A 12,670-nucleotide genomic window follows, 5' to 3' on the forward strand; every position below is an offset into this window, starting at 1 on the left:
AGTTTATTAAGAATTGCTGCTAAGATTGCCGTCAATTGGTCGCGCACGACCGACGTTTTGATCACCGTGGCGATTGGCGATGAAGTTCGAGACCATCAAAAGGGTTATCCTGGCCGCCATCATGCTGCCCTTCGTCTTCATGCTCATTGAAGGCGTCGTCGTCATACGGGCTTCGGTCAAGCAGTATAGGGATCTGGAGAAAGACCGGCAGTTCGCCGACGTGCTCGCCCGCGGCGGCTCCATCGCCGCCACGGAGATCCTGAGTGAAATCGGCGCCACTCGCCTTTATCTCGCGCGTCCCAGCAGCAAGAGCGCCGCCGATATGCAGCGAAGCCGGGCAACGCTCGATGACGAGCGCCTTGCCTTCTATGCCAGCCTGCCTTCCCGCGATACGCTCGACGAAGGGCTTGTGGAAGAATTGTCGATGCTCAGCCTTGCCTACAGCCGCATCGTCGCCGCGCGCAGTGCCGTCGACCAGGGCCGCTATGTCGGCAGTGATCCCGGGTCGATCTACTGGTATGCAGCCCTCAAGCAGCTTGCCGTCGTCGATGCGCTGTCACCTCTGATCAGCGATCCGGTGCTGCTCGAGAAATCCAACCAGCTGATGGGCATCATGCTGGCCTATTACGGCGAAAGGCTGATTACCGGTGTTGGCACCCGATATCTCGATCATGGTGTTTCCGCCAGATTTCCGGTGGAGCTGTTCATCCAGGGCAAGGTCATGCTCGGCGAGGGCATGGACCACATGGTCTTTCATTCGGCGGCGCCGATCGTGCGGGATATCGTCGCCTATCTCGGTCGCCGCGACCAGGTGAAGGCGAATGCGATCACGGATGCCATCCTCGCCGGATCGCGGCCGAAGGGCGCGGTGCGCGAGGCCTGGGCGGCTGCGCAGAGCGAACGCATGGCTTTCCTGCAGCAGAAGATGATCGAGGCGGCGAGCGATATTCACGAGACCGGCGAAAATTTTTCGACGCGCTCGCATTTGCATCTGACGCGGATCCTGGCGCTGTGCGCCGGCCTGCTCATTCTCGCGACGTTGGTGATGCTGCTGGCGGCAAGGGGCCTGCGCCTGATCGACCGGCTGGCAAGGGACCGGGAGACGCTGGTCGGCGAGTTGCGCAACGCGGCCCAGACCGATCTCCTGACCGGTCTTTACAACAGGCGCGGCTTCGAGTTCGCCGCCTCGGCCCTTCTCACGCAGGCCGAGCACGGATCACGCTGGATTTCTGTCGTGCTCTTCGACCTCGATCATTTCAAGAAGATCAACGATGTCAACGGCCATGATGCCGGCGATGCCGTGCTCCGGCATGTCGCGGGCGTCGCGCGCGAGAATTTCCGCTCCTTCGATCTGCTGGTGCGCCATGGCGGCGAGGAGTTCCTGGCGCTCCTGCCGGATTCGACCCCCGACGACGCAGCAATCGTTGCCGAGCGCGTGCGGCTGGCGATCGAGGCGGCGGAAATCCCATTGGAGAGCGGCGATATCCTCAAGGTGACGGCGAGTTTCGGATGCGCCGGCCGGGCAAATGACGCCGCCAACCGGAATTTCGAGGATCTGGTCAAACGCGCCGATCTCTCGCTTTACGCTGCCAAGGCCTCCGGCCGCAACTGCGTCGTTTCGGGGCCGATCGTGCCGGCGCACGAGGAGCGCCGCAAGACGGCGTCCGGCGGCGGTTTTGATTCCCGCCTATGAAAAAAACGCCGCATCTCGCGGCGTTTCCTGTCATTCCTGTCGATAGAGGCTTACCGGCCGTCGATCTGCTGACCGATATAGGCGATAGCCTGCTGGTAGACGCTGGCGGCGTTCCAGCCCTGGATGGCAACGAAGTTCGGCTCTCCCGGCTGATAGCCGGCGCCGGCGCGCCAGCCATGGCCCTTGAGGAAATTCGCGGTCGAGGCCAACGCATCGGCGCGGGAACCGACCATGTCGACGCGGCCGTCGCCATCGCCGTCGGCACCGAAGCGCACGACATTGCGCGGCAGAAACTGCGTCTGGCCGATTTCACCATGGGCGGCACCCTTGGCCTGCGGGCTCAGATAACCCTCGGAGACGAGCTGGAGCGCGGCATAGAGCTGGTCGGTGAAATAATCCGAACGGCGGCAGTCATAGGCGAGCGTCGAAACGGCCGACAGCGTATGCTGGTTGCCCATATAGCTGCCAAAACCGGTCTCCATGCCCCAGATTGCGATCAGCGGGCCGGCCGGAACGCCGAAACGGCGCTCGATCGAGGCAAAAAGCGCCTGGTTGGCGGCCTTCATACTGCGGCCGCGGGAGATGACGGCGGCGCCGCCGCGCTTCTGCATGAACGCGTCGAAGGAGAGTTTGAAGCTTTTCTGGCCGCGGTCGGCGGCGATCGTCGGTTTGTTGTAATTGACGTTGGCGAAGGCGCGGCTGAGCACCGACTGGCTGACGCCGTTGGCCGCTGCCGTCTGTTTGAAATCGGCGACCCAGGCGTCGAAGCCGGCGCTGGTATTGCCACATTGCGGTCCTTGCGCGAACGCCGGTACCACATGGAGAATCCCCATTGCCGCAGCGGCCGCCAGAAATAACTTTGTCATGCGCATTGAGAAACCCCACTTTGCCCGGAAAAGCCCCGCTCACCGAGCAGGGCTTTAGCATCTTATGGTTTACAAATGGTATCAGGCAGCCTGCTTGCGCGGCTTGACAAGGCCGCGATTGACGAGCAGCTCGGCGATCTGGATGGCGTTCAATGCCGCGCCCTTGCGCAGATTGTCGGAGACCACCCAGATGTTGAGGCCGTTTTCGACCGTCGCATCTTCCCGGATGCGCGAGATGTAGGTTGCGTCCTCGCCGGCGGACTCATACGGCGTGATGTAGCCGCCGTTCTCACGCTTGTCGATGACGAGGCAGCCCGGTGCGTCGCGCAGGATGTCGCGGGCCTGGTCGGCGGTGATCTCGTTTTCGAACTCGATGTTGACCGATTCCGAATGACCGATGAAAACCGGCACGCGCACCGCGGTGCAGGTCACCTTGATCTTCGGGTCGAGCATCTTCTTCGTCTCGGCCAGCACCTTCCACTCTTCCTTGGTGTAACCGTCTTCCATGAAGACGTCGATGTGCGGGATGACGTTGAATGCGATACGCTTAGTGAACTTCTTGTTCTCGATCGGATCGGCGACGAAGACGGCGCGCGTCTGATTGAAGAGCTCGTCCATGCCGTCCTTGCCGGCGCCGGAGACCGACTGGTAGGTCGAGATGACGACACGCTTGATCTTGGCGAAGTCGTGCAGCGGCTTCAGCGCCACCACCAGCTGGGCGGTCGAGCAATTCGGATTGGCGATGATGTTGCGCTTGGTGAACAGGCTGATGGCATCCGGGTTCACTTCCGGCACGATCAGCGGCACGTCGGCGTCGTAACGCCAAGCCGAGGAATTGTCGATGACGACGCAGCCCTGCTGGCCGATCTTCGGCGAGAACTTCTTGGAGACCTCACCGCCGGCCGACATCAGGCAGATATCGGTATCGGAGAAATCGTAATTCTCCATATTGGAAACCTTCAGCGTCCGGTCACCATAGGAAACCTCGGTGCCTTGCGAACGCGCGGAGGCAAGCGCCACGACCTCATCGGCGGGGAAGCCCCGCTCGGAAAGGATGTTGAGAATCTCCCGGCCGACATTTCCGGTCGCTCCTGCAACTGCTACTTTGAAACCCATTTCTCAAGCTCTCTTTCTCTTCTCTCCTCTGGTCTGGTGAGGGGAAAGGCGCGACGGGTCGCGTCTTCCTGTCCCCAGCCAAGCCGGGGAGAGAGCGGCAGGCCAGAGACGTCAGACGGTTTTCGTCGTCGTTTTGGCCTTGGTTTTGGCAGAAACCGGAACGGCAATGTCCACCCCGGCAACCTGTGCCCGGTCATTGCGGTCAGCAATGGCGTGTTCGTCGCGAACCATGGAGATTCCTTTTCCGCTGTTGCTCTTAGAAGGTTTTCCACAGGAGTCAAGGTTTTTGCGCTCGAAGCAGGACGCGAAAGCGGCGGCCCACCGCTGCGACGTTTTGTCATGCCGCTGTCATCCTCGGGAGGTATCCCGGCCGGGTTAGCAATGTCTGCAACGAAAACGGGGGTTTTCCATGCGTACGCTTCTTGCCGCCTTTGCGGCCACCACCATCCTTGCGGGCGCCGCTCAGGCGACGACGGTCTATCCGTTCGATCGCGCGACGATTCTTGCCGGCTCACCGTTCGATTTCAAGGTCGAACTCAACAAGCAGGTCAAGCCCGAAGACGTGAAGATCACCGTCAACGGCCAGGATTACAAGACTGTTCTCGGCGGTGAAGCGCAGTTCGTCGAACTGGAAAAGGGCAAGGAAGACAAGGCTCTCGGCTCCGCTCTCCTGTTGCGCGGCCTTAAGATTTCCGCTCCGGGCGACTACAAGATCGAAGTCGCTGCCGGCGATGAAACGAAGTCCGTTACCTGGAACGTTTATGAGACCGCGGCTCAGCCGAAGGCCAAGAACATCATCTTCCTGCTCGGCGACGGCCTTTCCGTGGCGCACCGCACCGCCGCCCGCATCATGTCCAAGGGAATGGCCGAAGGCAAGGCAAACGGCCGTCTCAACATGGACGATCTCGATCATATGGCGTTTATCGGCACATCGGCGACGAATGCCGTCGCCACGGATTCGGCCAATACCATGTCGGCCTTGATGACGGGTCACAAGACGGCCGTCAACGCGCTCGGCGTCTATGCCGACCGTACGCCGGCCACGCTCGATGACCCGCGTGTGGAAACCTTTGGCGAAGCCGTCCGCCGCACGACCAAGAAGTCGATCGGCATCGTCGCGACGGCTGAGGTGGAGGACGCGACGCCAGCTGCCGTCGTTTCCCATACCCGCAGCCGCAACGATAAGGCTGACATTGTCGGCATGCTGCTCGACGTCAAGCCGGAAGTCCTGCTCGGCGGTGGTTCGGCCTATTTCCTCGGCAAGGAGGTCGCCGGTTCCAAGCGCAAGGACAACCAGGACTATATTAAGCTGTTCCAGGATGCCGGCTACAAGCTCGCGACCGATAAGAACGAGCTCGCCGCCAATGCATCGGCCGCCGGCAATCTCCTCGGCCTGTTCCACACCGGCAATATGGACGTGACGCTCGACCGCGAATTCCTGAAGAAAGGCACAGTCGACAAGTTCCCGAACCAGCCGGGTCTCGTCGCCATGACCAAGGTCGCGCTCGACCGCCTCTCCAAGAATCCGAACGGCTTCTTCCTGATGGTCGAAGGTTCTTCGATCGACAAGATGTCGCATCCGCTCGATTGGGATCGCGCCGTCGTCGAAACCATCGAATTCGACCAGGCGATCGGCGTCGCGCGCGAATTCCAGAAGGCGCATCCGGATACGCTGATCGTCGTCACCGGCGACCACACGCACGGCGTTTCGATCATTGGCACCGTCGATGACGAGAAGCCCGGCACAGAAATGCGCGAAAAGGTCGGCACCTATGCCGAAGCCGGCTTCCCGAACTACAAGGACGAAAACGGCGACGGCTACCCCGACAAGATCGACGTCAGCCGCCGCCTGTTCCTCAGCGCCAATAACGGCCCTGACCATTACGAGACCTTCCGTCCCAAGCTCGACGGCCCTTTCGTTCCGGCTGTCCAGAACGAAAAGAAGGAATATGTCGCCAACGAACAGTACAAGGATGTTCCCGGCGCCGTCTTCGTTCAGGGCAATCTTCCGAAGAGCAGCGAGAGCGGCGTCCATGCGGTCGACGACGTCGTCCTGCAGTCGGCCGGTCCAGGCTCCGAGGAGTTCCATGGCTACATGGAACAGAGCGATGTTTATCGCGTGCTCGCCGACACTTTCGCGCTCGGCGCCAAGCAGACGAACTGATCTCTCGACGCGGATGATTTTAGGCCGGATCGGCCTAAAATCTGAATCCGCATCGCGATCAAGGAAATAGAGCATGATGTCGTCCGAAAACCGCTCACACTTTTCGGCATCATGCTCTGGCCGATCCCCGCGAGGCTGCTTGCCGGCCTTGCCTCTTTCGTCGATCATGGTCCCGGCCGTTCAGCGGCCGGGATTTGTTTCCTGGAGGTCGCCATGGACATATTCTCTTCGCTGCATCTCAGCCGCCGCCGGCTGATCGGCGCCGCCGTTGCGCTTCCCTTTGCCGCTTCCACCGTTCGCGCCGGCGATGCTTCACTCTCCTTTGACGGGCTCTATGGCACGTTCGGCGTGCTCGGCCTCGAATTCTCCGAGAAGGTGAAGCAGCTCGCGGGCCAGGAAATCAGCATGAAGGGCTTCATGGCGCCGCCGCTGAAGGCCGAGGCGCAGTTCTTCGTGCTCACCGAGGTGCCGATGTCGCTCTGCCCCTTCTGCTCCTCGGATGCGGACTGGCCTGACAATATCGTCGTCGTCTATCTCTCGGAGAAACAGACCTTCGTGCAGCCGCGCCAGACGATCGAAGTGCGCGGCATGCTGGAATATGGTTCCTGGACGGACCCGGATACCGGCTTCGTCAGCCTGCTGCGTATCCGCCAGGCCGAATATTCCGCCGTCTGAACCGATATGCTCGCTCTTCATATCGAAAACCTTGACGTCACCTTCCCCGGCCTGTCCTCGCCCGCGCTGGCAATCTCTAGCCTGTCGATCGATGCCGGCAGCAGGGTCGCCATTACAGGCGCGTCCGGATCCGGCAAGAGCACCTTCGTCAATATCGTCGCCGGGCTGGATCGGACGCGGCAGGGCCGCATCCGTTGGAATGGCGAGGATATTGCGGATTTTTCGGAAAGCCGCCGCGACCGGTTCCGTGCCGCCAATATCGGCCTGGTCATGCAGGAATTTCATCTCTTTCCCGGCCTGTCGGCGCTGGAGAACGTGCTTCTGCCGGCGCGGCTTGCGGGTGCGGCCACGGCTGATGTCATCGAGCGGGCGCATGCGCTTTTGAGCACGGTCGGTCTTTCCCGACCCGGCCAGAAGATCGAAACCATGTCGCGCGGCGAGATGCAGCGCGTGGCGATCGGCCGGGCGCTGCTGCGCAAGCCCGGCGTCATCATCGCCGACGAGCCGACGGCGAGCCTCGATGCCGAAAGCGGTGAGGCTGTCGGAAACCTTATCCTCGATCTCGCCATTGCCGAAGGCAGCACGCTGATCGTCGTTTCACACGACCAGCGGCTGGCGAGCCGCCTCGATCGGCGTATTACCTTCGGCTCCGGCCGGATCAGCGACGATTCCGCGGCAACGGCGGGAGAGGCCGCATGATCCGCTTCATCCTTGCCGATCTTCGCCGCCTCTGGGCGGGCTCGCTGGTGGTCGTGCTGCTGGTGGCGCTGGCGACCGCGCTCGGCGTTTGCGTCGTGCTGCAGGAGCGGGCGCTTCGTCTCGGCAGTGCCCGCGCCGCCGACAAGTTCGATCTCCTCATCGGCGCCGGCGGCAGCGAGACGCAGCTCGTGCTGTCCTCCGTCTTCCTGCAGCCTTCACCTTTGCCGCTGATGCCGGGTGAGGTCTTGGCCAGGCTTGCCGCCGATCGACGTGTCGACTGGGCAGCCCCGATCGGCTTCGGTGATTCCTTCTCCGGCTATCCGATCGTCGGGACGACGGTGCCGCTGGTGGAGAAGCTGTCCGGCGGTTTTGCCGAGGGCAAGGTTTTCGCCCGCGAGGGAGAGGCGGTGATCGGCTCCGCGGTCAAGCTGCCGCTCGGGGCAGAGATCAAGCCGATGCATGGCCTGGCTGAGGAAGGAGGCGAGACTCATACCGAACTCGTCTACCACGTCGCCGGCCGCCTGCGGCCGACGGGGACTGCCTGGGACCGGGCCATTCTCGTTCCGATCCAGGCTGTCTGGCATATCCATGGCCTGGGGGCAGACGCGCATGAAAGCGCCGAGGAGGCAGGACACGATCACGAGCATGAAGGCGCCGATCATGATGCGCACGAGCATCATGGAGAAATCGACCCGGATGCCGCACTCGACGAAAACTGGGCTGCGGATGCGCCCGGGCTTCCCGCCATCCTCGTCAAGCCGAAGACGATCGCCGACGCCTACAAGCTGCGGCAGGATTATCGCAGCGGCAATACCGTTGCCGTCTTTCCCGGCGAGGTGCTGACCAATCTCTACGGCACGCTCGGCGACGCCAAGCAGATCCTCGTTGCGGTCGCCGCCGGCGCGCAAGCGCTCGTTGCCGCCTCGCTGGTGCTGGTCACGGTCATCCATATCGGCCAACGACGCCGCCAGATCGGTGCGCTCCGGGCTTTCGGCGCCCCGCGCGGCGCGATTTTCGGCATCGTCTGGCTGGAATTCTTCTTCCTGGTGGCAGCCGGCATCGGGCTCGGATTCACCTTCGGCTATGCTGCGGCGCTAACCCTGTCCGGCATGTTCTCTCAGACGAGCGGGATCGCCATGCCGGTCGGCTTCGCCCGTGAAGACACCGGGCTTGCGGCGGTGCTGTTCGCCTTTGCCGCCATCCTGGCCGCATTGCCGGCGGTGCTCGCCTACCGGCAATCGCCGGCGCAGGCGCTGAGAGCATAACTGTGGCCGGCCGACTCCGCTGCCTGCAAAGCGCGTTGCCATTAGACTAAAGTCATAATCCCAAAGCATCTCTCTTTTTGATCGGTCGTTTCTGGCACACTCTCGTCAGGCGTGTCGCGGCCAGGGGTCTGCTTTGAGGAGAGTAGGTCGCGCGCGTTGCTCATCACTCTGTGGAGGACAGACAATGGCAAATGTCGCAAGCATCGACGGCGCGAAGGCCGGCCCGATGACCGGCGAAGAGAAGAAGGTGATCTTCGCCTCTTCGCTCGGCACCGTTTTCGAATGGTATGATTTCTATCTCTACGGTTCGCTCGCCACCTATATCGGCGCGACCTATTTCACCCAATATCCCGAGGCGACGCGCAACATCTTCACGCTGCTCGCCTTTGCCGCCGGCTTCCTGGTGCGCCCGTTCGGCGCGCTGGTGTTCGGCCGTCTCGGCGATCTGGTCGGCCGCAAGTACACCTTCCTGGTGACGATCATGATCATGGGTCTGTCGACCTTCCTCGTCGGCATCCTGCCGGGTGCCGCCACCATCGGCATCGCCGCCCCGATCATCCTAATCGCGCTGCGCCTGCTACAAGGTCTGGCGCTGGGCGGTGAATATGGCGGTGCGGCAACCTATGTCGCCGAACATGCGCCGAACGGGCGCCGCGGCTACTTCACCTCATGGATCCAGACGACGGCAACGCTCGGCCTGTTCCTGTCGCTGATTGTCATCGTTCTGGTTCAATATCTGATGGGTGCGGCTCAGTTTGCCGCCTGGGGCTGGCGCATTCCGTTCCTGGTCTCCGTCGTCCTGCTCGGCATTTCCGTCTGGATCCGCCTGAAGATGAACGAATCGCCGGCGTTCCAGCGCATGAAGGCGGAGGGCAAGGGCTCCAAGGCGCCGCTGACCGAAGCCTTCGGCACATGGAGAAATGCCAAGATTGCGATCATCGCGCTTCTCGGCGCCACCATGGGCCAGGCGGTCGTCTGGTACGGCGGTCAGTTCTATGCACTGTTCTTCCTGCAGAACGTACTGAAGGTGGACCTGCAGTCGGCCAATATCATGGTCGCCATCGCGCTCTTCCTCGCCACGCCGTTCTTCGTCATCTTCGGCGGCCTCTCCGACAAGATCGGCCGCAAGCCGATCATCATGGCAGGCCTTCTCATCGCGGCGGTGACGTATAATCCGCTGTTCAAGGCGATGACCTGGACGGCGAACCCGGCACTTGCCGAAGCCCAGGCCTCGATCCGGGCAACGGTCACGGCCGATCCGGCGGATTGCAAATTCCAGTTCAATCCGACCGGCACGTCGAAGTTCACCAGCTCCTGCGACGTGGCGACAGCGTTCCTGACGAAGAACTCGGTGCCCTATGACGTCGTTCCCGGTCCGGCCGGTCAGCCGGCAACGGTGAAGGTCGGCAATGGGACGATTGCGAGCTTCGACGTCGTCGCTGCCGGCGACAAGGCCAAGGGCATGACCGCCGCCTTCGAAAAGGGCGTCAACATCGCGCTCCACGATGCCGGCTATCCGCTGAAGCGCGGCGCCGCCAAGGTGCCGGATTCCAAGCTCGATGCTTTCATCGCAGCCAATCCGGAACTGTCGCTGAATGCCGATGCTGTGCGTGCCGGCGAGAAGGAAACCGTGCCAGCGGCCAAGCTGGTCGAGACCAAGCTGCTGACGGCCGATGAGGCCAACGGCGTCACCGACATGGCGGTCTACACCGTCGCCAATGGCGGCGCCTTCGCCATGGCCGCCGATCCTGCCCGCGTCAACTGGATCGGCACGATCGCCATCCTGTTCGTCCTCGTCATCTATGTGACGATGGTCTACGGCCCGATCGCCGCCCTGCTGGTCGAGCTCTTCCCGACCCGCATCCGCTATACCGGTATGTCGCTGCCCTATCACATCGGCAACGGCTGGTTCGGCGGCCTGCTGCCGGCTACGGCCTTCGCGATGAGCGCTGCCGCGGGCGATATCTATTACGGTCTCTGGTACCCGATCGTCTTCGCGACGATCACGCTGGTGATCGGCCTGATCTTCCTGCCGGAAACGAAGAACAGGGATATCCACGCGCTGGATTGAGCGGCGCGTCAGCGCTTGAGAAAAACGGCCCGGCGCTTACAAGGCGCCGGGCTTTTTGATGTCAGGAAAAAGGTGTTTGGCGATCGGCCAGCCATCCGGCGCCAATTTGAAGAGCAGGCCGCAGCGGGCAAAGACGATCGCCGTCAGCAGCGAGAACCAGCCGCCGAACGCAAGGCCGGCGATGACGTCGCTCGGATAGTGGGCGCCGACCATGACACGCGTCATGCCGAGCCAGATGGCGCCGGCGATGAAGAGAACGCGGTAGCGCGGAAACAGCAGGGCAAAGGCGGCGAAGAAGGCGCCGACCGTGGTGGAATGCCCAGACGGGAAACTTTCCAAAGCGGCATGGCCTGAAAAGGGCGTGAAGGAAAACATGCCCAAATCGTGAAAATGATCGGGACGCGCCCTGCCGATCGCCCGTTTCAGCAGATTGGCGAGAAGCCCGGAGAAGACGACCGTGGCGAAGAGATAGGCGCCGATCCAGCTGACATAGAGGGCCTGCGCCTTCGAGCGCGCCGTCTTCACGAGCTTGTAGCCCGCCCTGCCCTGAAAGAACAGCAGGATGCTGGTAAAGATCAGCCAGGCGGAATCGCCGAAACCGGTCATCATCTCGCCGAGGTGTTTCACCAGTGCAGGAGGTTCGCTGGCGCCGATCGGCGCATCGAACAGCAGCATGGAAAGGATGACGGCATTGAGCGTGATGAAAAGACAGGCCTGCCAACGCAAAGGCGGCATGATAGCGCCGTTCCGGCGCCAACGCTTGTCCAGGGAAGCCCAAAATGCCCGCATTCCGTCGTCCGTTCGAATTTGCCGGGTTGAAATTCGGCGCAAAAATACACGAGATTGTGGCCGAGAATAGTCTGTTTCGGATAATTCGACCGACCCCGTTCAGGCTTCTCGGTTTCACGAAAAAGCCCTCCGCATGGGTGATGCGAAGGGCTGAACTGTTTCACGTGAAATATATCAGGCGGAAAGCGCCTTGAACTCGGCGAGGATCGCATCGCCCATCTCGACGGTGCCGACCTGCCTTGCGCCATCGGCCATGATGTCGCCGGTGCGGATGCCCTTGTCGAGCACGTTGGCGATCGCTTTTTCCAGGTCGTCGGCTTCCTTCACCAGGTTGAAGGAGTAACGCAGGCACATGGCGAAGGAGGCGATCATGGCGATCGGATTGGCAATGCCCTTGCCGGCGATGTCGGGAGCCGAGCCGTGCACCGGCTCGTAGAGCGCCTTGCGCTTGCCTGTTTTGCCGTCGGGCGCACCGAGCGAGGCCGACGGCAGCATTCCGAGCGAACCGGTCAACATGGCGGCGACGTCGGAGAGCATATCGCCGAAGAGATTGTCGGTGACGATGACATCGAACTGCTTGGGCTGGCGCACCAGCTGCATGCCGCCGGCGTCAGCCAGCATATGCTCGAGCTGGACGTCGGAATATTTGGCCTTGTGCGTCTCGGTGACCACCTGGTTCCAAAGCACGCCCGACTTCATGACGTTGCGCTTTTCCATGGAGCAGACGCGGTTCTGTCGGGTGCGGGCCATTTCGAAGGCGACGCCGGCGATACGCTCGATCTCGTAGGTATCGTAGACCTGGGTGTCGATGCCGCGCTTCTGGCCGTTGCCGAGATCGATGATCTCCTTCGGCTCGCCGAAATAGACGCCACCCGTCAACTCGCGGATGATCAGGATATCGAGGCCTTCGACCAGTTCCGGCTTCAGCGACGAGGCCGAGGCAAGGGCCGGATAGCAGATGGCGGGACGCAGGTTGGCGAAGAGCTGCAGATCCTTGCGCAGGCGAAGCAGACCGGCTTCCGGGCGCACGTCATAAGGCACGCTATCCCATTTCGGGCCGCCGACGGCGCCGAAGAGAACGGCATCGGCGGCAAGCGCCTTCTGCATGTCGGCTTCCGAGATCGCCGCGCCATGGGCATCATAGGCGGAGCCGCCGACAAGGCCTTCGTCGGTGACGAAACCGGCATTCATCGCCTCGTTCATATAGGCGATGATCTTGCGGACCTCGCCCATGGCCTCGGGACCGATGCCGTCGCCCGGCAGCAGGAAAAGATTGCGCACAGTCATGAAACCCTCCTGGGAAAAACAAGTTGCGGTTTCTTAGACCCCGGA

Annotated in this window: 10 protein-coding genes and 1 pseudogene; 6 read left to right on the top strand and 5 right to left on the bottom strand. The window is 62.0% G+C overall.

Annotated elements, in window-relative coordinates:
* Positions 1-79: 79 nt before the first annotated feature.
* Positions 80-1,693 (top strand): GGDEF domain-containing protein, encoded by a 1,614-nt coding sequence (locus AF337_RS18940; RefSeq protein ID WP_049733257.1) that lies wholly within the window; start codon positions 80-82, stop codon positions 1,691-1,693.
* 50 nt (positions 1,694-1,743) lie between these two features.
* Here AF337_RS18940 and AF337_RS18945 read toward each other — a convergent pair whose 3' ends face one another.
* The 3 genes and pseudogenes from AF337_RS18945 to AF337_RS44005 all read right to left on the bottom strand — a co-directional run bounded on the left by AF337_RS18945 (position 1,744) and on the right by AF337_RS44005 (position 4,016).
* Positions 1,744-2,565 (bottom strand): lytic murein transglycosylase, encoded by an 822-nt coding sequence (locus tag AF337_RS18945; protein WP_049733258.1) that lies wholly within the window; start codon positions 2,563-2,565, stop codon positions 1,744-1,746.
* A 75-nt stretch (positions 2,566-2,640) separates the two neighbouring features.
* A complete protein-coding gene (locus AF337_RS18950; protein ID WP_049733259.1) occupies positions 2,641-3,675 on the bottom strand; it encodes an aspartate-semialdehyde dehydrogenase in 1,035 nt (344 codons plus the stop codon).
* Between the two features lie 111 nt (positions 3,676-3,786).
* A pseudogene (locus tag AF337_RS44005) lies at positions 3,787-4,016 on the bottom strand (hypothetical protein).
* A 68-nt stretch (positions 4,017-4,084) separates the two neighbouring features.
* Between AF337_RS44005 and AF337_RS18960 the strand changes: the two are divergent.
* From AF337_RS18960 to AF337_RS18980, 5 genes are all read left to right on the top strand, one after another.
* Entirely contained in the window at positions 4,085-5,839 is a 1,755-nt protein-coding gene (locus tag AF337_RS18960) for an alkaline phosphatase (RefSeq protein WP_049733260.1), read from the top strand.
* Positions 5,840-6,052: 213 nt separating this feature from the next.
* The gene (locus AF337_RS18965; protein WP_049733497.1) at positions 6,053-6,514 is read left to right on the top strand and encodes a hypothetical protein; all 462 of its coding nucleotides are present in this window, start codon (positions 6,053-6,055) and stop codon (positions 6,512-6,514) included.
* A 6-nt stretch (positions 6,515-6,520) separates the two neighbouring features.
* Positions 6,521-7,213, top strand: coding sequence for an ABC transporter ATP-binding protein (locus AF337_RS18970; protein ID WP_049733261.1), 693 nt, complete (start codon positions 6,521-6,523; stop codon positions 7,211-7,213).
* A complete protein-coding gene (locus AF337_RS18975) occupies positions 7,210-8,478 on the top strand; it encodes an ABC transporter permease (protein ID WP_049733262.1) in 1,269 nt (422 codons plus the stop codon). Before AF337_RS18970 ends, AF337_RS18975 begins: the two co-directional genes overlap by 4 nt.
* Before the next feature lie 184 nt (positions 8,479-8,662).
* Positions 8,663-10,549 carry an MFS transporter gene (locus AF337_RS18980; RefSeq protein ID WP_049733263.1) on the top strand — a complete coding sequence of 629 codons (1,887 nt, stop codon included), beginning with the start codon at positions 8,663-8,665 and terminating at the stop codon, positions 10,547-10,549.
* Positions 10,550-10,585: 36 nt separating this feature from the next.
* On the opposite strand, the gene lpxE is transcribed toward AF337_RS18980, so the two are convergent.
* The gene (lpxE, locus tag AF337_RS18985; protein WP_190238070.1) at positions 10,586-11,338 is read right to left on the bottom strand and encodes a lipid A 1-phosphatase LpxE; all 753 of its coding nucleotides are present in this window, start codon (positions 11,336-11,338) and stop codon (positions 10,586-10,588) included.
* Positions 11,339-11,512: 174 nt separating this feature from the next.
* Positions 11,513-12,625 (bottom strand): 3-isopropylmalate dehydrogenase, encoded by a 1,113-nt coding sequence (leuB, locus tag AF337_RS18995; RefSeq protein ID WP_049733266.1) that lies wholly within the window; start codon positions 12,623-12,625, stop codon positions 11,513-11,515.
* Positions 12,626-12,670: the final 45 nt, after the last annotated feature.

Source organism: Rhizobium ecuadorense (assembly GCF_001187535.1).
GTDB lineage: Bacteria > Pseudomonadota > Alphaproteobacteria > Rhizobiales > Rhizobiaceae > Rhizobium > Rhizobium ecuadorense.

Coding starts and splice junctions, on each gene's coding strand:
- AF337_RS18975 (WP_049733262.1), top strand. CDS start 7,210: ATGATCCGCTTCATCCTTGCCGATCTTCGCCGCCTCTGGGCGGGCTCG.
- AF337_RS18980 (WP_049733263.1), top strand. CDS start 8,663: ATGGCAAATGTCGCAAGCATCGACGGCGCGAAGGCCGGCCCGATGACC.
- AF337_RS18965 (WP_049733497.1), top strand. CDS start 6,053: ATGGACATATTCTCTTCGCTGCATCTCAGCCGCCGCCGGCTGATCGGC.
- AF337_RS18940 (WP_049733257.1), top strand. CDS start 80: ATGAAGTTCGAGACCATCAAAAGGGTTATCCTGGCCGCCATCATGCTG.
- AF337_RS18970 (WP_049733261.1), top strand. CDS start 6,521: ATGCTCGCTCTTCATATCGAAAACCTTGACGTCACCTTCCCCGGCCTG.
- leuB (WP_049733266.1), bottom strand. CDS start 12,625: ATGACTGTGCGCAATCTTTTCCTGCTGCCGGGCGACGGCATCGGTCCC.
- AF337_RS18960 (WP_049733260.1), top strand. CDS start 4,085: ATGCGTACGCTTCTTGCCGCCTTTGCGGCCACCACCATCCTTGCGGGC.
- AF337_RS18950 (WP_049733259.1), bottom strand. CDS start 3,675: ATGGGTTTCAAAGTAGCAGTTGCAGGAGCGACCGGAAATGTCGGCCGG.
- AF337_RS18945 (WP_049733258.1), bottom strand. CDS start 2,565: ATGCGCATGACAAAGTTATTTCTGGCGGCCGCTGCGGCAATGGGGATT.
- lpxE (WP_190238070.1), bottom strand. CDS start 11,338: ATGCGGGCATTTTGGGCTTCCCTGGACAAGCGTTGGCGCCGGAACGGC.